This window comes from Methylophaga sp. UBA3603, from assembly GCF_002375335.1.
Lineage (GTDB): Bacteria > Pseudomonadota > Gammaproteobacteria > Nitrosococcales > Methylophagaceae > Methylophaga.
Genome location: NZ_DFMC01000009.1, coordinates 210,985 through 232,798 on the forward strand (window position 1 = coordinate 210,985; position 21,814 = coordinate 232,798).

Annotated in this window: 21 protein-coding genes; 6 read left to right on the forward strand and 15 right to left on the reverse strand. The window is 44.5% G+C overall.

Annotated features, from left to right (window positions below):
• The first annotated feature begins 12 nt into the window (after positions 1 to 12).
• Positions 13 to 1,374, forward strand: a complete 1,362-nt coding sequence (locus B4F66_RS08245) for an NAD-dependent succinate-semialdehyde dehydrogenase (protein ID WP_292358062.1) — start codon at positions 13 to 15, stop codon at positions 1,372 to 1,374.
• A 50-nt stretch (positions 1,375 to 1,424) separates the two neighbouring features.
• Here B4F66_RS08245 and B4F66_RS08250 read toward each other — a convergent pair whose 3' ends face one another.
• From B4F66_RS08250 to B4F66_RS08260, 3 genes are read right to left on the reverse strand one after another with little or no spacing between them, the layout of a single operon-like run.
• Positions 1,425 to 2,012, reverse strand: coding sequence for a PqiC family protein (locus tag B4F66_RS08250; protein WP_292358064.1), 588 nt, complete (start codon positions 2,010 to 2,012; stop codon positions 1,425 to 1,427).
• A gap of 12 nt (positions 2,013 to 2,024) precedes the next feature.
• Positions 2,025 to 3,695 (reverse strand): intermembrane transport protein PqiB, encoded by a 1,671-nt coding sequence (gene pqiB, locus B4F66_RS08255; protein ID WP_292358065.1) that lies wholly within the window; start codon positions 3,693 to 3,695, stop codon positions 2,025 to 2,027.
• Positions 3,692 to 5,029, reverse strand: a complete 1,338-nt coding sequence (locus B4F66_RS08260) for a paraquat-inducible protein A (RefSeq protein ID WP_292358066.1) — start codon at positions 5,027 to 5,029, stop codon at positions 3,692 to 3,694. The genes pqiB and B4F66_RS08260 overlap by 4 nt, the downstream gene beginning before the upstream one ends.
• Positions 5,030 to 5,361: 332 nt before the next feature.
• Here B4F66_RS08260 and B4F66_RS08265 point away from each other — a divergent pair, with 332 nt between their 5' ends.
• The gene (locus B4F66_RS08265) at positions 5,362 to 5,604 is read left to right on the forward strand and encodes a DUF4282 domain-containing protein (protein ID WP_292358068.1); all 243 of its coding nucleotides are present in this window, start codon (positions 5,362 to 5,364) and stop codon (positions 5,602 to 5,604) included.
• A 60-nt stretch (positions 5,605 to 5,664) separates the two neighbouring features.
• Here the strand turns inward: B4F66_RS08265 and B4F66_RS08270 are convergent, their stop codons facing one another.
• The 5 genes from B4F66_RS08270 to B4F66_RS08290 form a co-directional block, all read right to left on the reverse strand.
• Positions 5,665 to 6,006: a zinc ribbon domain-containing protein YjdM gene (locus B4F66_RS08270; protein ID WP_292358070.1), complete on the reverse strand. Its 342-nt coding sequence runs from the start codon at positions 6,004 to 6,006 to the stop codon at positions 5,665 to 5,667.
• A gap of 129 nt (positions 6,007 to 6,135) precedes the next feature.
• Positions 6,136 to 6,609: a VOC family protein gene (locus tag B4F66_RS08275; RefSeq protein ID WP_292358072.1), complete on the reverse strand. Its 474-nt coding sequence runs from the start codon at positions 6,607 to 6,609 to the stop codon at positions 6,136 to 6,138.
• Positions 6,606 to 6,998: a YciI family protein gene (locus B4F66_RS08280; protein ID WP_292358074.1), complete on the reverse strand. Its 393-nt coding sequence runs from the start codon at positions 6,996 to 6,998 to the stop codon at positions 6,606 to 6,608. Before B4F66_RS08280 ends, B4F66_RS08275 begins: the two co-directional genes overlap by 4 nt.
• 1 nt (position 6,999) lies before the next feature.
• Complete coding sequence (locus B4F66_RS08285) at positions 7,000 to 7,842, reverse strand: YciI family protein (RefSeq protein ID WP_292358076.1); 843 nt, start codon at positions 7,840 to 7,842, stop codon at positions 7,000 to 7,002.
• Between the two features lie 10 nt (positions 7,843 to 7,852).
• Positions 7,853 to 8,290: a YybH family protein gene (locus tag B4F66_RS08290; protein ID WP_292358077.1), complete on the reverse strand. Its 438-nt coding sequence runs from the start codon at positions 8,288 to 8,290 to the stop codon at positions 7,853 to 7,855.
• A 336-nt stretch (positions 8,291 to 8,626) separates the two neighbouring features.
• Between B4F66_RS08290 and B4F66_RS08295 the strand changes: the two genes are divergently transcribed.
• A complete protein-coding gene (locus tag B4F66_RS08295) occupies positions 8,627 to 9,097 on the forward strand; it encodes a type IV pilin protein (protein WP_292358080.1) in 471 nt (156 codons plus the stop codon).
• 16 nt (positions 9,098 to 9,113) lie between these two features.
• A complete protein-coding gene (locus tag B4F66_RS08300) occupies positions 9,114 to 11,930 on the forward strand; it encodes an EAL domain-containing protein (RefSeq protein WP_292358081.1) in 2,817 nt (938 codons plus the stop codon).
• 18 nt (positions 11,931 to 11,948) lie between these two features.
• Here B4F66_RS08300 and B4F66_RS08305 read toward each other — a convergent pair whose 3' ends face one another.
• From B4F66_RS08305 to B4F66_RS08330, 6 genes are all read right to left on the reverse strand, one after another.
• Positions 11,949 to 13,178: an RNA polymerase sigma factor gene (locus B4F66_RS08305; RefSeq protein WP_292358083.1), complete on the reverse strand. Its 1,230-nt coding sequence runs from the start codon at positions 13,176 to 13,178 to the stop codon at positions 11,949 to 11,951.
• 25 nt (positions 13,179 to 13,203) lie between these two features.
• Positions 13,204 to 13,872, reverse strand: a complete 669-nt coding sequence (locus B4F66_RS08310; protein ID WP_292358085.1) for an SDR family oxidoreductase — start codon at positions 13,870 to 13,872, stop codon at positions 13,204 to 13,206.
• Positions 13,873 to 14,031: 159 nt separating this feature from the next.
• Positions 14,032 to 14,622: a DUF5610 domain-containing protein gene (locus B4F66_RS08315; RefSeq protein WP_292358087.1), complete on the reverse strand. Its 591-nt coding sequence runs from the start codon at positions 14,620 to 14,622 to the stop codon at positions 14,032 to 14,034.
• A gap of 55 nt (positions 14,623 to 14,677) precedes the next feature.
• Entirely contained in the window at positions 14,678 to 15,910 is a 1,233-nt protein-coding gene (locus B4F66_RS08320) for an MFS transporter (protein WP_292358089.1), read from the reverse strand.
• A 262-nt stretch (positions 15,911 to 16,172) separates the two neighbouring features.
• Entirely contained in the window at positions 16,173 to 16,664 is a 492-nt protein-coding gene (locus B4F66_RS08325) for a hypothetical protein (protein WP_292358091.1), read from the reverse strand.
• 124 nt (positions 16,665 to 16,788) lie between these two features.
• On the reverse strand, positions 16,789 to 17,487 hold the full coding sequence (locus B4F66_RS08330; RefSeq protein ID WP_292358093.1) for a DUF2238 domain-containing protein: 699 nt from the start codon (positions 17,485 to 17,487) through the stop codon (positions 16,789 to 16,791).
• Positions 17,488 to 17,653: 166 nt separating this feature from the next.
• Between B4F66_RS08330 and B4F66_RS08335 the strand changes: the two genes are divergently transcribed.
• Positions 17,654 to 18,187: a histidine phosphatase family protein gene (locus tag B4F66_RS08335; RefSeq protein ID WP_292358095.1), complete on the forward strand. Its 534-nt coding sequence runs from the start codon at positions 17,654 to 17,656 to the stop codon at positions 18,185 to 18,187.
• A 243-nt stretch (positions 18,188 to 18,430) separates the two neighbouring features.
• The gene (locus tag B4F66_RS08340) at positions 18,431 to 20,743 is read left to right on the forward strand and encodes a mechanosensitive ion channel domain-containing protein (protein WP_292358097.1); all 2,313 of its coding nucleotides are present in this window, start codon (positions 18,431 to 18,433) and stop codon (positions 20,741 to 20,743) included.
• A 64-nt stretch (positions 20,744 to 20,807) separates the two neighbouring features.
• Here the strand turns inward: B4F66_RS08340 and B4F66_RS08345 are convergent, their stop codons facing one another.
• Complete coding sequence (locus B4F66_RS08345; RefSeq protein ID WP_292358099.1) at positions 20,808 to 21,665, reverse strand: hypothetical protein; 858 nt, start codon at positions 21,663 to 21,665, stop codon at positions 20,808 to 20,810.
• Positions 21,666 to 21,814: the final 149 nt, after the last annotated feature.

Below are 21,814 nucleotides of genomic sequence, written 5' to 3' on the forward strand. Positions count from 1 at the left end.
AAAGAGGTTCACATGCTAACAGCAACAAATCCGTATAGCGGAAAAAAAATCGATAGTTTCCCCTGTCTCACTAAACATGAAATGTATGCCCGAATCGGTGAGGCCAGCGCAGCTTTTGCTGACTGGAGTGATCGAAGTTTTGAAGAGCGTGGAGAGGTTTTACGTTCAGTCGCCAGACAGTTACGCGCAGAAAAACATGATCTGGCACAACTGATGGCTTTGGAAATGGGTAAGCCAATAAGAGAAGGGGTACCAGAGGTTGAAAAAGCAGCCTTTTGTGCAGAATTCTATGCCGATAATGCCGAAAAGTTTCTGGCCAGAGACACTATCGAATCGGATGCATCACTTAGTTATGTCTGTTATCAACCTTTGGGCACATTGCTGGGCATTCTGCCCTGGAATGCACCATTATGGCTGGCATTCCGCTATCTGGCCCCCGCGCTGATGGCAGGCAATACTTGTGTGATGAAACACGATCCCCATGTGCCGCAAACGGCCCAGGCAATCGCAAATGCCTTTGTTAAAGCTGGCGCACCGGAAAATATTATGGTGAATTTGCCCCTGGAAACCCCAGAAGTAGAATTAGCGATTCGTGATCCACGCATAATGGCTGTTTCGTTTACCGGTTCTGGTGGTGCAGGCCGGAAAGTAGCCGAAATTGCAGGCAGTGAAATCAAACCCTGTGTACTGGAACTGGGTGGCTCGGATCCCAGTATTATTCTTGCCGATGCGGATCTGGAAACGGCCGCGGATGTGGTTACACTGTCGCGAATCATTAATGCAGGACAGTCCTGTATTGCCGCAAAACGAATTATTGTCGAGGCTGAAATCTACGACCATTTTGTCGAACTATTATTAAATCGACTCAAAAAATTGCAAATGGGCGATCCATTACAACCTAGTACCGATATCGGGCCGATTGCTCGCAAGGATTTACAACTGAATCTGCATCGTCAGGTGGAAGATACCGTTGCGGCAGGTGCGAAATGTTTATTAGGAGGCGAATTACCGGATACCGATGGTTTTTTCTACCCGGTCACCTTGCTGACCGAAGTGACTCCCACAATGTGTGCGTTTCGTGAGGAAACCTTTGGGCCAATTATGGCGGTGATTAAAGCAGAAGATCACGAACACGCACTGGAAATGGCCAATGACACGGAATACGGTTTAGGTGCCAGCATCTGGACTAAAAATGCCGAATTGGCTTCGCATCTGGCCATGCAGCTTCAATCTGGTCAGGTTGCAATAAACGGCATTGTGAAAACCGATCCTCGATTACCAAGCGGTGGAATCAAGGGATCCGGTTTTGGTCGAGAGCTCGGGCCACACGGAATCCATGAGTTTGTGAACGCCAAACAGGTGTGGATTAAGTAATTTCAATCAGGTTTAGAGGGTGAGATCATAATGATCTCACCCAATTTAAATCAATATTTTGTGATTTCAGTAGCTAGTTTTTCAGCTAATTTATCCAAGTTGCTACCCAATGCCCGCACTAAAGCCGGATAACCATCTGCTGCCAGAGTTGTTTCAATATGAAAGGGTGAGATGACAATCAATTCACCTGTGTGATCGCGCAAACGCCATTGTCCGCTGGTCACCGCTTTGCCAGTAAAGTGCCCATGAAACTGCTCAATATCCAACTGTAAATTCCACGCCGTTTGTTTTAATCCCCGACTATCTGACAGCACCAGCAACTCTGGGAGTTGTTTGCTCAATCGGCTACGCAATCCACGGCGAATTTGTTGGCCCAGGTTTTCTGCCCAAAGATGCTCATTGGCTTGATGCAGAGTAATGTCATCCATTTGCAATGCAATGCGTTCGCTGTCAAGAAATTCAGCCAGGCTAATAGAGCCTATTACAAGGACTTGTGCCTCAGGTGTTGAAGCCTGCTCAGAGGATTGAAAGGTTTCTGGCAGGGTATATCGTTGTGTATTAACTGCTTGATTGGCACAAGCCATTAAACTCATTACCAGCAATAAGCTAAAAAACAATTTATTGATTGTTATCAACATAAATAATCCCGATTATTTTGGCGCTCGTGGTAGTGGGTCGTCGCTGTCACGACGATCAAAAATTAGTGCATTGGGTTGTTCGCCCAAAGTCCGTGCGATGGGCTGAAGATCACGCAGCAGTTTTTCCAACCGTTGCAAGGTGCCTGTCATCTCTTGATAAGCGGAGGAATCAGGCGAAAGCCCCTGCAAAGTGGCTCGAATTTCTGTAAGTGTCTGATTAATATTTTCAGGGATCTGTTGCGTTTCAGAAGCATTGACCAAGGTTTGAATGCTGGCGGTTAACTCTCTGATTTCGTTCAGCATGGTTTCGGAGCTTTCCAGATTACGATCCATGCCGGTTAGAATCGGTTCAACTTCCAGTTGATTGAGTTTATCCAGCAAATTCGACACTTTCAGTTCGATTTGCGCCAAGCCTGTTGAACTGGTTGGCAGAACCTGATGCCCTTCAAACGTTCTGGCAACAAACTCATAGGTATCATCACGCTGGAAGTTAAGATCAACGAATAATGATCCGGTCAACAGATTACCTGACTTGAGTGTGGCTCTTAATCCGGCATTCAACATGCGATCGAAGCGGGCTGCCCAGTCTTTGATATCAACTTTTTCACTACCGCCTAAGCGTTGAGGTTCCAGACGGATTAACACCGGAATAGCAAAGCCGCTCTGCGCATTGCGTTCGGGTGAGGTGAATTTCCACGGTACACTCGAAACGGTACCAATACGAATGCCACGAAATTCAACCGGCGCCCCTTTGGAAAGGCCGCGGACGGTATCTTCGATTAACAGTACATATTCAAGGTATTGAGTATAAGCTTCCTGACGTGCACTCTCCTCATCACTGTATAGGGTAAAAATACTATCGGGCGGGGCAGGAGAACCAACAGGTAAATCCTCAAGGACTCCAAATGTCACGCCACCACCTAATAATGCTTCCAGCGAGGCAATATTGATTTTGAAACCTTCGGAATCCAGTTTTAAATCCACGCCACTGGCAGACCAGAAACGGGTTCCTTCGGTGACCAGAACATCGTAAGGGCTTTCAATAAATAACTGGTGGCGCATTTCACGCTTTTCGCTATCAAACTCAGCGCTTTCAACCCTGCCCACATTAAACCCCTGATAAGTCACGGGGTCACCTACTCGTAGTGAGTTGCCCAGCTGACTGATCAGATTAATGCGTAAACCTTGCACACCGAGAGTTGAAATAGGCGGTTGTTCAAGCACCTCAAATTCACGTTGTTCGATCTTACTTTCACCGGGTTGTAATTGAATATAGGCACCGGATAGTACTGTATTAAGGCCACTGATCCCTTCTCGACCTATACGCGGTTTTACGACCCAGAAGCGGGAGTCATCGACCAGCATCGGTTCGGCCTCTGGATTAATACGCGCAATGATTAATGTATGGGTTAAATCATCTGATAGACGCACCTGTTCAACCTGACCAATATCCACATTGCGCGTTTTGATCATGGTTTTGCCAGCTTCTATCCCCTCTGCATTTGACATCGTTAAGGTAATTCTGGGCCCTATACGACTGTAGTTGTCATATATCAGCCATAAACCAATCATGACTGCGACAATCGGCACAATCCAGATGGGGGAAAGACGAGACTGTCTGCCTGATTTTGCTCGATGCTGGTCAGTCAGATTGTCTTCATTAGAGACAGGGGAATCACTCATTCACGGTTTCCTTGGAGTGCTGTTTTTTTGCTTGTAGTAGGTGTATCCCATATCAGGCGTGGATCAAATGTCATCGCTGCTAACATGGTTAAAATAACGACAGCGCCAAATGCTAGTGCTGCCGGACCTGGGGTTATCGACATTAAGTTTCCTGCCCGAATCAATGCCACCAGTATAGCGACTACAAATAAATCTACCATGGACCAGCGACCAATAAATTCGGTAATACGATATAAATTGGTTCGGCTATTAGCGCTGAGTTGACTACTTTTACGTACCACAAATGACAGCCAGATCAACGCCAGCATCTTGCCGACAGGAACCAGAATACTGGCAAAAAAGATTACTGCTGCAATTGGCCAGGAGCCTTTTTGCCACAAATCAATGATGCCACCAATAATGGTTGCCGGCTGGGTCTGGCCCAGCACAGTCGTTGTCATAATAGGATAGGCATTTGCTGGAATGTACATCACTATTGCTGCCGCCAAAAGCGCCCAGGTACGTTGCAGGCTATGTGGTAAACGGAGATGCAGCGGTTCGCCACAGCGGCGGCAATGTCCATGACCGGACTCGGACAGTTCGTTTATCAAACCACAGGTTGAGCAACCTGCCAAACCTTGTGAAGCTGCCGTTTCGCCTGTGCGAATACCTTTTGGGGCCTGCGGTTCACCCGCAAGTGAAAACCACATCCAGTCGGCATCAATAGAGCGCGTGGTCATTAACAGTAAAATTGCAAAGGCACAAAATGCCCAGAATGAGGCACCTAATTCAATCTGTGCCATCCCAGCGATTTTTATCAAACTGACTAGGGCGGCAATGATAAATACATCCGCCATCATCCAGGGATGCATATGTGCTAGTGAACGGGCAATACCACGACTAAATGGAAATGGATCTCCCCGGAGCAAACCAAATTGCAACCAAATCACCCCTGATAGGTAAACTGCCGGCAATACAATGATCGTTAGTGCCACAATGAGTGCGACCAGGGGTTGATGGAAACCAATCATACTGGTGGCGGTTTGAGTAAGCTCAATATTGTTGCTTATGCCTCTGGCTTCAAAACTCACAAAAGGAAACGAGATTGCCAGAATCAATGCAATTAATGCACTGATTGCATAAGCCATACTGCGTTGAGCTGGTCGAAAATGTCGACGTACCAATATATGTTCGCAACGAGGGCAGGTGGCATGCTCACCAGGACGTAATGCAGGTAACACCACCACCCAATCACACTCATGACAGGCACGCATTCTTCTTAATGAAACACGGCTTTCCGGTGAATAGGGAGCAATATCATCAGGCATGTTTTCGACAGTTGCGGGTTGTTTCAATTCGTTTTTCCGTGACGTCGGCCAAGAAATGTAAGCAGAGAACTGGCATTATACGCGTTGGCAATAGATATGTTGGGCATCAGTAGAGAGAGGTTAATTCCAATTCTATTGGTATGACACGGAATTGAAAATGATGTTCATTTATTGCCAAACCAGGGCTTGTTGATCTTTTATCTTCGCCGGTTAAGAGCTGAAAAGACGTCAACTAAAGCAGTATGACAGCTGTTTGTGATACATCCATGTATCTCACCTCAGGCTCTGGAGTAAAACAAAAACTGAAAGGGATGTTGGTTGATCATCCACTTATTATTAAATGTTATGGAGAAAACTAAGTGAGAGATATCCTGTTTTTCGATTCAATGCTAACGCCTAAAATCATTACTCTGGTTTACTGGTTGTTATTAGGCGCCGCGCTGGTTTCTGGTTTAGGTATGATGTTTACGGGTGGTTTTGGCAGTTTTCTTATGGGAATCTTTACCATGCTGGCGGGAGCTGTTGGTGCGCGCATCTGGTGTGAGCTGCTGATCGTATTATTCAAAATTAATGAAAATATGAAAAAACTAGCCGATCAATAATCTCCACAAAAAAGGGCTCTAATCGAGCCCTTAAATTGCTGCAAAGATGCTGTCGAAGCGTCAGACTTTTTTCACAAACTGCGATTTAAGTTTCATCGCACCGATGCCATCAATCTTGCAATCAATATCGTGATCGCCGTCGACCAGACGGATGTTTTTGACCTTGGTGCCGACTTTTACCACCAGCGAAGAACCTTTCACTTTCAGATCCTTGATGACAGTCACGCTATCGCCATCCTGTAACACATTGCCATTGGCATCCAGGATCTCATCTGATGTTTCGACCTTGTCAGTTGCCGTATCTGCTGACCATTCATAAGAGCATTCCGGACAAATCAGAATATGATCATCTTGATAGACATATTCTGAATCACACTTCGGACAATTAGGTAAATCGCTCATTTCAAACCTCAGGCTACGTTGGCATAGCGCGCTATAGTACGCCAGCAGACAGTTTTTTGCTGATAAATGAACTGTAAAACCTTCACACCATTTTCTAAGCAAATGATGTCAGGTCATTGCCTCACAATGTTAGTTACCTCGCTGGTAGGCCTGTTCCAACTGCGAGATATCCAGTTTGTTCATGGTCAGTAATGCCGACATGACGGCCGGAGCACCCAGCTTATCCTGCAGCATTTTATCCAGCATAGCGGGCACAATCTGCCAGCAGACACCAAACTGATCCTGAACCCAGCCACATTGTAAGGTTCTGCCGCCATTTACCAGCAGTTTTTCCCAAAGTTGGTCTATTTCGGTTTGTGAATCACAATTGACCAATAATGATATTGAATGGTTAAACGGTGCTTCAGTGCCGCCATTGAGAGCGATCAGTTGCTGGCCACAGAGTTCAAACGTGATAGAAAGCACTGAACCATCAGGGCCGGGGCCTGCACTGTTGTAATAGAGCCGGTCAATTTCGCGACCACCAAAGACTGACAGATAAAAATTCACCGCCTGTTCGGCGTTTCGGTTAAACCACAGACAGGTTTGCAGTTTTTGCGTCATGGTGATGAACCTCCTTTACCGCCACTGCTATTCTGTTCAGTCTGCAATTCACGCACCGGGCGAATTTCAATACTGCCATAACGTGCTGGTGGAATATTGCCCGCCAGTTGAATAGCTTCGTTAATATCGCGCGCTTCCAATAGATAAAACCCGGCAAGTTGTTCTTTGGTTTCGGCAAAAGGTCCATCGGTCACCGTCACTTTTCCATTACGTACACGAACAGTGGTGGCCGTCTCGACCGACTGCAACGCTGAACCATCCAGCATATGACCAGTACTTTGCAGTTTTTCACCACAAGCCATACATTCCTGATTCAGACTGTCCCATTCCTGCTGAGACATTTGATTCATGATCTGTTCCTGGTAATACACCAAAGCCAGATATTTCATTTCAATCCTCCTCACCTTGTAAGCATTGACCACAATTAATCATCCACGGCGTGCCAAACCGATCCACCAGCATGCCAAATCGCCTGGCCCAGAATGTTGGCTCAAAGGGCATATGTACCATGCCGCCTTCGGCCAGTTGATTAAAGGTGATTTCAGCTTGCGGCTCGTCTTCAAAAGCAATCTGTACATGAAAACCTTGTGGTTTTTCAAACATGCCGGGTGGGCAATCTGATCCCATTAACATCCAATTGCCGACTTGGAGAGAGACATGCATAACCTTGTCAGCGAACTCGGCAGGCATGTCATCTGCCATCGGTGATTCGCCTCCGGTCATCATCATGACAATATCGCCACCTAACACCTCTGCATAAAACGCAAAAGCTTCACGGCAGTTGCCATCAAACAACAGATAAGAACTAGTAGAAAGTGGTTGTTTACGGATTTTTTGATCAAGCTCGATATGTTTTTGCAAACCCGGCCCATCAGCAAAATCACTCATTTCATAGAGTTGTCTGACTTCCAGTTCAACGTTGCCATCAGCATCTTCCACTGGCCAGCGTGTGGCCCAATCCAGAGCTTCCTGTATGGAGTTGACCTCAATAATAGTGTAACCGGCGAGTAATTCTTTGGTTTCAGTAAACGGGCCGTCAGTAATTAATGGCTTACCCTGCTGAAATTTAATGCGTGCTCCGTCACGGGTCGGTTTCAAGCCTTCCCCGGCTCTTAATATTCCAACCTTAGCCATTTGCATGTTGTAGTCGCCCATGGCCGATAATAATTGTTCACTGGGCATCACTCCTTTTTCAGTATCGGCATCGGCTTTACGTAAAATCATAAATTTCATGGTGTGCTCCTTACCAGGCTGATTCTGGTGTGAGATGAAACAGAGCGGCGCCGGATGCCATATCAAAAGGTAATGAAAAATGTTCGTGAATAATCAACCATTGGCCGTTACGTTTTTGATAAACCTGAGTACCGCGAATCCAGCCAACCTGTTCTTCACCAGTTTTTTCATCCATGCCACCACATTGATTCAGAAAAGCACATACCGCCAGCTCACCATCCTGATTGATATCAAGCTGGCCAATTTCAAATTTAGTCATCGTGCACAATTCCAAACAGTGCTGCCAATGATCTTTGTATTTTCTGCGATTGGTAAACTGTAATTCGGCAATCGCATCAAACGCTCGCACGTCTTCCGCATAAAAAGCCATGATTTGTTCGAGATCCTGGCTGATAACCGCTTTTTTCCAGTTTTCCAGTTGTTGTTCAACTTCATTTTTTACGTTCATATATTTCTCCTTGTTATAAGACTCAGAATAGTGGTCTTATCAACTAGTCGAATAAGAAAACGTAAAATCGACAGTCAGAAAAAATACAGATTTCTTTTTTCAAGCCGATAACTTAGCTAATTGTAATGTCTCGGCAAAAAGTATTAATTCAGGTTATAGCAGGTTTTTTTACCCGGTTAAACTGGCTCTGCCAGAAGGATTACAGAACACGGATTTGTGAACCAATACCATAATATAAGCAGCGTAGGTGCTAGCATTTAACGGAGTCTATCAGGGAAGATAATTCGATAATTACTAAGACAATCTAAAGAAGGATTTCCTGTGAGGCTAAAGAGGTTGAATATAACTTCACAAAAGGCAATGACGCTAATCGAACTGATGTTGGTGATTGCTGTACTTGGGGTCATCGTGACTATCGCGATACCCAGTTACCAAAACTATATTGATAAAACGAATAATGCATTGGCTGTTTCGCAAATTGTCACCATCCAATCCGTTATTGAACGTTACTATCTGCAAAATCAGCGTTATCCCGACAAACTGGATGATATTGCTGGCAGTTTACCTGACAATGGAGTTGATCCATGGGGTAACAATTACATTTATTTAAATATTGCTGATGATTGGCCACAATCAAGAGGGCCCTCCAGAAAAGATCGCAATATCAATCCAATTAATACGCAATATGATATCTACAGTATGGGAAAAGATGGTCAAACCCAAAAACAGGTATCTCAAAAACCCAGTCTGGATGACATTATATTAGCGCGCGACGGACGGTTTATAGGTTTGGCGGCTGATTTTTAGGCTTAAGAAATCATTGATGATAAAAAAAATGCCCCATCAGCGTAATAAAGTTGCTCGAAGGATTCTGTTGTCTTTTGTAGTTGCATCATTAATACCGGTCTTAGTTCTGGGCGTATTGTCTTTTCATCAAGTCAGTCAGCAGCTATATCAACAATCCTATGATGTACTGCAAAAAAGCAGTAAAGATTATGGCTTGCGATTAATTGATCGACTGGTATTGGCTGAAAGTGCCTTACGATTATTGGCAAATCGGATTGAACGCTCCAATAGAGGTTTACGCGATCAAAATTTATTTCGTGATCAGAAAATACAAAAACAGTTTAACGATTTAGCAATCATTACAGGCACTGGCCAAAGAGCCTCTTTATTGGGTGATACCCGGATGGTGCCTTATCTCACTAAGGAAGAAATCGAAGCCGTTCGCTCTGGATTAACCCTTATTAAAGCGGTTGATAGTGATGAGCTTGGAATTAAACAAATTTGGATCGCGTTAAATTTCAATGAAAAGACACCCGATGCCGGGATTTTAATGGCTGAATTACACCCCGAAGCCTTATGGGAAGTCGATAATATGGGCATCAATCAGCTTTTAGTGATGACAGAAGTAGGTGAATCCTGGTTCAGCTCATTACCAAACCAGTTAGTACCAAACCAATTATTAACCGAGCTTCTCGACAAATACAGCGGTAGTTTTAATCAAAATATTGGAGACAATGTCTACCTGGGTGGCTTCTGGCAGGCACCAATAGGCAATATGTTCGCCTCTCCAGATCTGATTATTGTGCACGCCCAACCAAAGTCTATAGCACTTAGTGCAATTGACTATTTCACCAAAGTGTATCCACCGGTTATTTTGCTGACAGTATTAATAGTCGCGTTTCTCAGCACCAAATTGATCGCCAAATACCTCTCCCCACTCTCCGCTTTAAAAAAAGCAACTGAACGTATTGCAGATGGTCAGTTTGATTATCAGGTTGAAGTAGACAGCAAAGACGAATTTGAAGCTTTGGCGGATTCATTTAATGAAATGACTCGACGACTGCGAAGCCAGTTTGAAATTCAGTCCACCATGGCAGAAATCGACAGACAGATCCTTTCTGTACTTAATGCAGATGAAATAGTGGAAACGGCTTTAAATCGTTTGCCCGGAATATTGTTCAGCGACCTGATATCGATTGCCAAATTTGATGCCGAAAACCGATTGCTCGTAGCGGTCCACACTCGTCATGAAGATCAGCATTATGATCTGGAGGAACAGTCGATTGCCATTACCGACGAAGATTTAGCTGAATTGCAGCAAAGTCAGGGGAGTGTGCTGGAAATTAACGAAAATAGGCTTTTACCGGTTTACCTGAAGATTTTAAATCTGGCCGGGAACTGGTTTTATCTGGTGATACCGGTGGTGGTGAATGGCCAGGTTGCAGCCTCCATCAGTTTTGCTTATCAGCAACCTAAAGTCATCGGCAATGAACTAAAATCGATTGCCAGAAGTTTTGGGGATCGTATTGCGGTGGCCTTATCAAATGCTGCCTGGGAAGAGAAACTTTTTCAACAAGCGCATTTTGATGGATTAACCGGCTTACCTAATCGTTTGGTATTAAATGAGCGATTGCAACAGGAAATAGCTCGGGCAGATCGTGATTCGAAACAATTAGCGGTGTTTTTCCTGGATCTGGATCGGTTTAAAAATGTAAATGATTCTCTTGGACATTCGGCCGGTGATGAACTACTGGTAAAAGTCGCCAAGCATTTATCTAACAGTATCCGCACCACTGATTTAGTGGTTCGCATGAGTGGGGATGAGTTTGTTGTATTAATAACCGATATAGACAATCCTGACCTTATCAACATGATCGCCAATAAAGTATTAAAAGCAGTGGATACAACGTCAATCGTGGCAGGTCAGTCAGTGAAATCCACTGCGAGTATGGGCATTGCGATGTATCCTGCTGATGCTGTTACTCCTGAAGATCTTCTCAAGTATGCTGATTCAGCAATGTATTATGCGAAAAATGATGGCCGGGCAAATTTTCGCTTCTATTCTGCGGATATGACCGAGAAAGCGCTGGAAAATATCAAGCTTGAACATGACTTGCGGGAAGCAATAAGTAAAGGCGAAATTGTCGTTTATTACCAACCAAAATTTGATAGTGATAAAAATATCATTGGTGCTGAAGCATTAATCCGTTGGAAGCATTCTGAATTAGGCATGATTTCGCCTGCCAAATTTATTCCTATTGCTGAGCAATCCATGTTGATTGTTGAAATTGGACGATGGGTACTTGAACAAACCTGTGAATTGATTAAATCATTTACTAACCTTGGAATTGAGCCGGTACCTATTTCAGTGAATATTTCCGGCGTTGAGTTCGATCGTCCTGACATTGTCCCCAATGTGGCCGAAATCCTTAAGCGCACACGAGTTAACCCTGATTTTATCGAACTGGAGCTGACTGAAAACGTTGCGATAGGTAATCGTGAAGCCTGCATCGAAAGAATGCATCAATTGAAAGCATTGGGCCTGCGACTGGCAATGGATGATTTTGGAACCGGTTTTTCCTCATTGTCCTATTTGCAGGATTTGCCATTGGATGTACTGAAAATTGATCAGCATTTTATTCGTGAGCTGGAAACCGGTATCAATAGCCAGGCGATTGTAAGAGCCATACTCGCTTTGGCGGATGGTTTACATATGCAGGTAATTGCTGAAGGGGTGGAGACGGAGTCACAATTAACATTCCTGCAGGACCATCAATGTAAATTCTTTCAGGGCTTTTTATTCAGCAGGCCGATTCCGGCAGCTGAGCTGGTTAAATTACTGCTAGATAAATAACACAGGATTCTTTTCGGTCTAAGAAGTTTTTACTGATAATTCAGCAAGACGTCGCTGCAAAAAACGTTGCTCCGGGCCTTGCTGAGTTAAAGCAAGCGCTTGTTGATAGGCCATTCGGGCAGCAGCAAATTGCTGCAGGCGTCGACATAAATCAGCTTTAGCCGCATAGATTAAATGATAGTTGTTGAGTTCACCTTCGGCCAGTAATTGCTCAATGGTGTCTAACCCAGCTTCCGGGCCCTGCAGCATGGCGATTGCTACAGCTCGATTCAACCTGACGACTGGGGAATCGGCATATTGCATAAGTGCATCATACAAACCCACAATCTGTAGCCAATCAGTCTGCTCGAAAGAGGGTGCCTCGGCATGCACTGCAGCAATAGCGGCTTGCAGGGTAAAAGGTCCAAAGCGTTGCGTTCGTAATGTCTGAATGACCAGTTTACAGCCCTCCCCAATTTGCTGTTGATCCCACAGCCTGCGGTCTTGTTCATCCAGGGTAATCAGATCGCCATTTGCATCCAACCGGGCAGAGCGCCTCGAATCCTGTAACAGCATTAATGCCAATAAACCGTCTACTTCCGGTTCAGGTAATAATTGGGCTAATAATCTGCCAAGACGAATCGCCTCACTGGCCAAATCATGTTTGACCAGCAACTCACCATTGCTGGCTGAATAGCCTTCATTAAAAATCAGATAGATTACCTGTAATACGGAGTGTAGCCGTTCAGCTAATTGATCAGTTTCAGGGACTTCATATGGAATACCGGCTTCACGAATTTTGTTTTTGGCGCGAACAATTCGTTGAGCAAGTGTCGTCGGTTTTTGAAGAAAAGCCCGTGCAACTTCCTCGGTTGTCATGCCACAGACTTCACGTAAGGTCAGGGCAAGTCGGGCTTCTTCAGCCAATGCTGGATGGCAACAGGTGAATATCAGACGTAATTGATCATCTTCAATCTGCTGTTCATTCGACTCATTCTCTTCAGCAACCAGCTCATTAATGACGGTATCAATGGAATAGTCAAAACGTGCCTGCCGACGCAATTGATCGATCGCTTTAAAACGTGCAGTGGATATCAGCCAGGCCCTGGGATTATCTGGAACGCCATCTATTTCCCATTTCTGCAAGGCAATCGCAAAGGCGTCATGCATGGCTTCTTCAGCCAAATCAAAATCGCCCAGTAAGCGGATTAATGTACTCAGAATCCGTCTTGATTCTGTTTGATAGATTTGATCGAGCAACAGCTTCATTTCGACATTTAATGGTTGGTCTGATTTAACCCAAGCGACCTTTAACCGATTTTATAAAAGCTTCTTGAATTGGCATGTCACCTTGATACAACTCTTCAATCTGATTAACGGTTTCTGAATGATCCAGACATTGTAAAATGCAGGCAGCGACATCGGCTCTGGAAATAACTTGTTGCTCCTGATCTGACGGGCGCACAGTGGTAATTTTCCCCGTTAACGGTCCATCAGTTAATCTGCCGGGGCGGAGAATGGTGTAGGGCAGGTGACTTTCAATAAGATGTTTATCGGCGAAATATTTGCAGATGTTATAATGCTTAATGGCCTTGGTGCCGTGTTCCGGGTCACCGGCATCCCGTGAGCTGACCATAACAAATTGTTTAATGGCATGTTGTTTTGCCTTATCAACCGCTTTACACGCACCCCATAAATCCACCAGAATAGTTTTATCGGCACCGGTTTTACCTCCGGAACCAGCCGTAAATACGACTTTATCGCAATCAGCAAAAGCGTGGTCTGGCAGATCAGCTTCGAGATCCGCTATTACAACATCAGCCCCCAATTTTTCAAATTCACCAGCCTGTTCTGGGTTACGCAGCATGACTTTCACCGGCATTTTCTGCTCGGCCATCATTTGAATTAATAGCTTACCTATTTGGCCATTGGCGCCAATGACAAGGGTCTGTTTATCTTGCATGTTTTTCTCCTGTGGCAGATTCACGGGATGATTCGGGTGAAAAGTGTCCTTCCGAATGCATATTAAAACAGAGTATGGCGGGTATTATGCAGAACTCAAGAGCCGGTATGTCTGAGTTGCAATAAACCGCCTCCCGAGATGGGAGGCGGTAAAAAGTATTTAGGCTTCTTGAGAAGCTTGATAGTTTTCTACAAAGGACTGTAGGCCTTGTTGAACTAAATCGTAGGTTTTATCGATATTGCCTGCTATATCGCCTTCCAGTACTTTCAGGCCACCAAGAATGTCGCGTGCTTCTTTAAACCCCTGATCGATTCCACCGCCAATCACTTCGACAAATGATTTCAGGGCTTCTTCAAGCGGCATATCCTGGCGGGTGCTGTAATAAGCATCAAAAAAAGCAGTACTCATTTGCACAATGCGTTCGGAAGTCGCTTCGGGTGAAACATCAACGCCTTGTTCATAAGCTTTTTGAATGGCGTTCTCGCCAAACTCAGCCTTCAGAGAGTCATTGATGCCCTCAAGAGCAGTTTTAAACAGTAATGCCATGGCACCATCACCATTGCCGTCACTGAGATTAAACGAGACCTGCAGAATGGAAAGGTTCATTTCGCTATTCGACTCAGATACTGAAAACTTTTTTTCCTGGGCCAAAACCGAAACCTGCTGACCAAAAGGGCCTTCCTGCTTATTTACAGGATCCTTTGCCATCGAACTGACGGTCTGGCCAAACGGATCAGTGTTAATTGTCATTTTCTTATCCTCGAATGGATCTACTCTAAGGCTAGCGGCGTCGAGAAGAATGACTTTAATCTTGTTTTAATGAATGATGATTTATTTTTTCAGCTTCACGAATAGGAGCTTGGGCCAGCAACCATCCCGCAAACATAAATATCAGCATGCCAAGCAGAATCGCTTCAAATTGCACACCACCGTCAATCAGGAAACCTAGTACAGCGGGTGCCAGGCCGGTTGAAAACACCATAAAAGCTGATTTGACACTACGTACACGGCCTAAATGTTCACGACCCCAAAGTACCACTAATAAACTATCTACCACCGGCGAAGACATGCCAAGTGAAATTCCGGCACCAATCATTAAAATCAAAACACCTGCATTGCCACCGACTAATACCGCCAAAATGATAGCGAATGCAAAAGGAGCCAGGTACAAGCGAGCTAGAAGCGATACCCCTAACTCATCTATCCAGCGGCCTCCAAGTAATGCGCCGGGAAAACGAGCAATGCCCATTGCCGTTAAACCCAAGGCATATGCGGTGGTGGTGGCATTTAAGTCTAGTGTCATTTGGGACTGAAAAATAAAAATACCGGTTAAAGTGACTGGCAAAGCCATAGTCAATGGAATAATCAGCCAGAAACGTTTTTCCAGCATCGGGTTGGGGCCTTTGATTTTGTTACCGCTGCTATCACGTTTGATTTCAGGAGCTTCAGGCCATTTCGCCAAAAGCAGTAACATCAACCAAATGAGAAAAATGACGGCGGCCACTGCCCACCAGATTTGCTGCCAGCTCAACCAGCCAAGTAATAATGCGATGACGGGTGCCAGAATAATCTCACCCAGTGGCATGCCGAGACTGACCAACCCCAGAGCACGACCACGATTAATAGTAAATTCGCGGCCAGCTAATGTACTGCCAAAATGGGTCATCAACCCTTGACCACATAACCGTACTAAACCCAGCCCAATTAAAGCTGGAATCAGCCATGGTGAAGTGGTCAGTAAAATCACGCCCGCCAATAACGCTGTCAGCACTAATAAGGCATAACGCCGGGGGGCAATCCAATCCAGTTTCTGGCCGAAATGTAACACCAGAAATCCGCTTGCCATTGTAAGTGCTGCATACACAGCTCCAAATTCACCTGCTGATAAATTTAACGAATGGGCAATATCAGATTGAAACAAACCAATGAAAAAGCTTTGTCCAAGATTGCCAGAGAAAAGTGCAATAAAACCAATAGCCAGTAAACCAAACTGGTTGCGGATCAAACTGAAATAACTGTTCGCTTGAGGAGAAGTCATAAATTCCAATGATTGAATAAACGAGACGGCTCTTTCCCAACAGAGAAAAAGTATATGCTCTGAATTATAGAGGAGCTGCCATTATCAGGCGAGTTTACCCAAAGTCACCGTGTGCTATTTTCAGTCGCAAGCGCAGGGCTAGGACGATTTTTTTCGACAAACCGCGTTACAAATTACTTATACAGAACAGCTAAATCTCATCATTTGCTCATTTATCGCGAAATGAACCACCAAGAGGGGTGGAGACGAAAGGAAACAAGCACTAGAGCCTTAAAAGGTTCTGAATGATTTCGTCTTCCGTTTTCCCCTTAGTGCGAAGGTTGTAATAGTACTGGCAGAGAGCTGAAAAGCTATGTGGAGTCTGTAACGTCGGAAGTTTAGTAAACCACTCTAATCTGTTAACCGCTGTTTCTTTAATGTTATGTTCAAACAGCATATCTTCCAGCTGGGCGGCACGATTGGCAATCATACGATGACTTTCATCAAATCGGTCAGCAGCATTGATGAGCAATTCTGCTGTGCGTTCAATTTCAGCTGTTTCATCGTTTATTTCTGCACGACTACGTTTGACCAGCCATTCCTGTGGTGACATTTCCACTTGGCCATCGAGCCAAAGGGGAATTTCGTTTACATCGATTATCGGCGCAGCTTCCATCTGCGGAATGTCATCATTGTTTTGATCGCATGCGGATAACGAAAAGATCAACAGTAAGCTTAAGAATAATGATGGTAAAACCTTGGGTCTCTTGTCCATATCCACTCCAGAGAAACTTGCTGATGAACAGCAATCTACCGGCATACTAGAGTGCTATGGATGAAAGCACATCAGAGATAATCCTGATATGTTAAGGAAGTTGTCACAAGTTGGCATCCAGCCATTAATCGGAGCGTTGGGATTTAGCTGGTTCAGTTTTTCTTTTTTTGATAAACAGTCTTGGGTTTTTGGCGATAAATGACCATATCCAGCGTTCGAGAAACGATTTGGCTTGTGCTTTTTTTAGGTGGCCGTAGCCGAGTAATGAAATAAACAAAGCGCCTATGGCATCAACAATCAGGTCATACATGGTGTCAGTTAAGCCTGAGTAATCACCGAACATGGGTTTTTGCATATTCAAACCCAAAATTTTATCCATGCAAAATTCAAATATCTCCCACAATGCCCCCATACCCAAAGCAAACATAAAAGCAAAAAAAGCTATAAACCCCGGCATCATCTGTAAATGGATATATTCATTTTCATTCAGTAGATAAACCAGCAGAAAGCCAATAATACCTAACAGAAAACCTGAGCCAGTGTGCAAAGCAATATCCCACCACCAGAACTTGGTGTAATAGCCATGTACTTCACCCAGAAATACCGATGCAAAGACAAAGGCAATTGCCAGAAGTTGAAATATAGCTGGCACATGAACATTGAATTTTCTGGCCAGTAATACAGGAAATAAGCTGATGATAATAATGCCGAAAGTCGCTATCGCATTGAGCCATTGTTGTTCCCAAATAGACCCGAAAAATCCGGCAAACAATATAAATTGCAACAAGAGTGTCAATTTTTTAGGCATGGAATGAGGTGTCATTTGAGCTCCAGAGACTTGATTTTTCCCTAACTTTTCTAATGCGCAGTGAACTGTTTTCTAACGTATGAATCAATAACAGCTTATTAGTAAGATTTTTTAGATAAAAAAACATGCCTTATTCATGGTAATGAAATTAATTTACTTTTGGGAATACCGAGAGGTTTAAATGCGACAGTTGCTTACAGTTTTGCGTTATGGTCTGTTTTTATCGCTGTTTTCATCAGCTTCCAGTATGGCAGATCAAGTTATTATTTTGCGCCATGCGCTAGCCCCTGGCGTCGGTGATCCAGAGGGGTTTGATTTGGCAGAATGCCAGACTCAGCGGGTATTGTCTTCTGAAGGACGTGAACAGGCGATAGAAATAGGTCAAAAACTTCGCGAATCAGGTATTACTGAGGCAGAGGTTTTCTCCAGTGAATGGTGTCGATGTTTGGAAACCGCAGAATTACTGGGGTTTGGTCCACCGCAAAAGCTGACGGCACTGAATTCTTTTTTTCACGCATCAAATCGCCATTTAAAACAACAGTTTCTGCAAGATTGGAAAGCGCATATTACTAAGGTGAAAACTGTTAATACCAAGATCTATATCACTCATCAGGTCAATATATCCGGACTTCTCGACAAGTTTGTGTTATCGGGAGAGGGCGTATTGGTGGAAGTGAATGAACAGGGACAACTGAAAATTGTATCGGTTTTGTAATGAACCCTTCCGCCTTGATAGGGTCACAGGGTCGTGTCTCTTTCCTAGCGACCTCTGTTCTGTTTGAAACATAAACAGACCCTACAACTGAAAACTACATTTGTTAAGCTGTTGATAGTAACCAATTGACGGCTTGAATCAATTATTGATTGCTACCTTCGCATCAATCTAAAGCCTTTGGGCAAATAATAAATTTAAAAAAATCAAACAAAAGGAGATCACAGTATCGTGTGGATTTTTGATATGAAATGGAAGTTAACTTCAGCTCTGCTGGTGACGTTGTTGTTAACATTCAGTTTGATAACCGAAACGGCTTGGGCCGAACCTGCTACTCCGCCCAATAATGAAAAACATTACTCAGCGCTTGCTGACACACTCGAAAATGAACAGTCCCGTGAAAAACTTATCGCAGAATTACGCGAATTGGCACAGGCGGCTGAAGCACTGGATCAAGAAGCCGCTTCAGAAGAGTTGGTTGATGAACCAACGTTTGCCAGACAGATTGCCAATACGACCCAATCCGTTGCCCAGCAGATTGTCTCAACAGTTGGGACGGGTTTTTCTGCTGTAGCTGCTATAGGTTCTGATGAAGCAGGCACATTTGATTGGCAGGACATGCTGGATGAAAGCTTCTTTCTACTGGTGGTGATTGCCAGCACGTTATTAATGTTTTATGTGCTGCGAAGTCTGGCGCGTCATGCTTTTCGTCGTGCTAATGATTGGGCTGAAGCGGAGGGTGACTATCCGGAAATTCGCAAATTCAGCGCGATTTTGCTGGCAGCTCTAGTGGATTTACTGACAGTAGCCTTAGCATGGGTAGCCGGTTATGCCGTTGCCTTGTTTGCCATTGGCAGCAATGGAGAAATGAATGTCAGTCAATCGCTATTCCTCAATGCGTTTTTGGCGATTGAAATATTTAAAGTCATACTCCGTACGATATTTGCTGGACGTGATGATGCACTGCGTTTATTACCAATATCTGCCGAAAGTGCCACTTACTGGCATATCTGGTTAGTTCGGTTAACCAACTATATTGGTTATGGCATGTTGCTGATTGTGCCATTGGTCAATCTGAATATTAATCCGGTCGTCGGCCAACTGGTCAGTGTACTGGTGGTGTTAAGTGCATTTATCTATGCAGTTGTTGTCATCATGCAAAACCGTGTATCCGTTAAACAGCGTTTGCTCTCTCATGCACAACAGTCCTCATTCAGCTTTTCAAGAGTGAGTCTGGGGATTCTGGCACGTAGCTGGCACATTCTGGGAATAGTGTATTTTGCTGTGTTAGCTGTGGCTTTATTACTGCGTCCGGAGGATGCCCTGCCAATGATGTTAAAGGCCACTTTCCAGACCATTCTCGCGCTGGTGATCGGTGGACTGCTGGCGAAGTTCCTGGCGAAAACCATTGGTCGTCCGGTAAATGTTTCAGAAGATTTGCGTTCTCGTTTTCCGATGCTGGAACAACGGGTAAACGGATTTGTACCAAATATCTATAAAACCTTAAGAATTTTGCTGGTGGTGGTTGTTGCCGCAGTCATTTTGGATGCCTGGGGAATATTCAGCCTTACCGCATGGTTAGCCTCAGAGGCGGGTATTCACACTATCGGTACATTGATTAGTGTGGCTGCAATTCTTGTTGGAGCGATGGCAGTATGGATAGTTTTGGCAAGTTGGATTGAGCACCGGCTTAATCCTGGTGATGAAACGCATTTGCCAACGGCAAGAGCCAAAACATTACTGACAATTTTCCGTAACGCGGCGGCTATTGCTCTCATCATAATGACCGTTATGATTGTGCTGGCTGAAATAGGTGTCAATATTGGACCATTATTGGCGGGTGCCGGTGTGCTTGGTTTAGCCATAGGTTTTGGTGCACAGAAACTGGTGCAAGATATTATTACCGGGGTGTTTATCCAAATGGAAAATGCCATTAATTCCGGTGATATTGTTACTGCAGGTGGCATCACTGGTACAGCTGAGAAATTGACAATCCGCTCTTTAGGTCTGCGGGACCTTTCGGGAACCTATCATCTGATTCCATTTTCATCAGTAGATACCGTGTCCAACTTTATGCGCGAATTTGCTTACCATGTGGGTGAGTATGGCGTGGCATATCGTGAAGATACCGATCAGGTGATTGTGCATCTGCGTGAAGCTTTTGCCGAGTTAATGGCAGATGCGGATCAGCGTGAGAAAATTCTGGTTGATGAGCTGGAAGTTCATGGCATTACCGCTCTGGCAGATAGTTCAGTCAATATTCGGGTACGGATTAAAACCCTTCCGGGTACGCAATGGGGTGTTGGCCGGGCTTATAACCGTCTGGTGAAACAGCATCTGGATGCAGCAGGAATTGAGATTCCATTCCCGCATATGACCATTTACTTCGGTCAGGATAAAGATGGATCGGCTCCACCTGCGCCGCTGAAAATGGTCGGAGATTCGGATTCAAATTCTGCCATTCAGTTGGAGCAAAAACCTGACAAAACAGAAAGCTCAAAATCATCAAAATCCAACCCAAAGGATAAACAGGATTTTGATGAAGAACATGAGAGCTAGATTTGCTAGTAAGCCCTAGTATCACAAGACACCCTGTTAATTTTAACAGGGTGTTTTTTTATGGCTATCCGTTCAGACGTTGCTGTATCAATCGTTGCAAACTTCGGGTGCCGGTGCAGTTATCGCATTCATCAAGTGCGGTTTGTATTGTTGATTGTGCTGACCGGTAATCCTGTATCAAATAAAGCAAGGTAGCGGTCATGAGTGATTTATTCTGGTAATTGTCCAGTAAATCATCAACGACCAATCGCAGACCTGAATCAGCACTGAAATATCGCAGATCACGGGTATCGGCAATCAATGCCAGATTTAACGCCCAGAATGCTTTATCTGATTCACCTTGCAAAGCTGTTGCCAGAGCAAAACCAATTTTGGGCAAAGATGCTTTGGGATCTTTTTGGGATTGTGCTTTAAATGCATTTATTGCTGTTGTTGACTCATAGCGCGATAACGCTTCCCAGCCATCAATATTGGAATAGTTCGAAATAGACGAAGTTGATGGCGAAGCAGGCCGGGTTGCATTGGTTGTATAGCGTCTTACCGGTTCCTCGTCACGGTAACCCTGAGAATAAATAATCGGTGCAATCAGGGTGATACTATTATTTCGAAAACCATAATAGCCTGATCGATGACGAGGCCGGATAGTATCGTAATGTCGATAATACGGTTTATAACGAGGTTGTTTAAAGTGATTTAGTCTGGGATCCAGTCCAAATGAACGGTGACCCGTGATGCCGATTGAGGGATGGCGGTAATGCCGGTTACCAGAAAAGCCATTGTGAGGTCGATTATGCAGATTCTGACCAAGTTGCACGTTCACCGACACATCGGCATAACTGTTTTGACTGGGCAAAAGCAGCATAAGCCCGCCAAGCAAGCTGGCGCTGAAAACGGAAACAAATAGGGTTTTACTGAATGACATAGCCATTACCTCACAGTTGGCTGGCTGATAATCATCAGACTGGTAACCGTGTTGATGGTTCGTTGCCCTGAATGTAAATTCAGGTAAAGCAATGTTTCAGCGAGCTTTTTGGTATCATGCCCGCTTTATTCTCTTCTTTAAAGCTCCCC

Excerpts from the sequence above, each read along its gene's own strand:
- B4F66_RS08245 (WP_292358062.1), top strand. The coding sequence starts at position 13 with ATGCTAACAGCAACAAATCCGTATAGCGGAAAAAAAATCGATAGTTTC.
- B4F66_RS08250 (WP_292358064.1), bottom strand. The coding sequence starts at position 2,012 with ATGTTGATAACAATCAATAAATTGTTTTTTAGCTTATTGCTGGTAATG.
- pqiB (WP_292358065.1), bottom strand. The coding sequence starts at position 3,695 with ATGAGTGATTCCCCTGTCTCTAATGAAGACAATCTGACTGACCAGCAT.
- B4F66_RS08270 (WP_292358070.1), bottom strand. The coding sequence starts at position 6,006 with ATGAGCGATTTACCTAATTGTCCGAAGTGTGATTCAGAATATGTCTAT.
- B4F66_RS08275 (WP_292358072.1), bottom strand. The coding sequence starts at position 6,609 with ATGACGCAAAAACTGCAAACCTGTCTGTGGTTTAACCGAAACGCCGAA.
- B4F66_RS08280 (WP_292358074.1), bottom strand. The coding sequence starts at position 6,998 with ATGAAATATCTGGCTTTGGTGTATTACCAGGAACAGATCATGAATCAA.
- B4F66_RS08285 (WP_292358076.1), bottom strand. The coding sequence starts at position 7,842 with ATGAAATTTATGATTTTACGTAAAGCCGATGCCGATACTGAAAAAGGA.
- B4F66_RS08290 (WP_292358077.1), bottom strand. The coding sequence starts at position 8,290 with ATGAACGTAAAAAATGAAGTTGAACAACAACTGGAAAACTGGAAAAAA.
- B4F66_RS08300 (WP_292358081.1), top strand. The coding sequence starts at position 9,114 with ATGATAAAAAAAATGCCCCATCAGCGTAATAAAGTTGCTCGAAGGATT.
- B4F66_RS08305 (WP_292358083.1), bottom strand. The coding sequence starts at position 13,178 with ATGAAGCTGTTGCTCGATCAAATCTATCAAACAGAATCAAGACGGATT.
- B4F66_RS08310 (WP_292358085.1), bottom strand. The coding sequence starts at position 13,872 with ATGCAAGATAAACAGACCCTTGTCATTGGCGCCAATGGCCAAATAGGT.
- B4F66_RS08315 (WP_292358087.1), bottom strand. The coding sequence starts at position 14,622 with ATGACAATTAACACTGATCCGTTTGGCCAGACCGTCAGTTCGATGGCA.
- B4F66_RS08320 (WP_292358089.1), bottom strand. The coding sequence starts at position 15,910 with ATGACTTCTCCTCAAGCGAACAGTTATTTCAGTTTGATCCGCAACCAG.
- B4F66_RS08325 (WP_292358091.1), bottom strand. The coding sequence starts at position 16,664 with ATGGACAAGAGACCCAAGGTTTTACCATCATTATTCTTAAGCTTACTG.
- B4F66_RS08330 (WP_292358093.1), bottom strand. The coding sequence starts at position 17,487 with ATGACACCTCATTCCATGCCTAAAAAATTGACACTCTTGTTGCAATTT.
- B4F66_RS08335 (WP_292358095.1), top strand. The coding sequence starts at position 17,654 with ATGCGACAGTTGCTTACAGTTTTGCGTTATGGTCTGTTTTTATCGCTG.
- B4F66_RS08340 (WP_292358097.1), top strand. The coding sequence starts at position 18,431 with ATGAAATGGAAGTTAACTTCAGCTCTGCTGGTGACGTTGTTGTTAACA.
- B4F66_RS08345 (WP_292358099.1), bottom strand. The coding sequence starts at position 21,665 with ATGTCATTCAGTAAAACCCTATTTGTTTCCGTTTTCAGCGCCAGCTTG.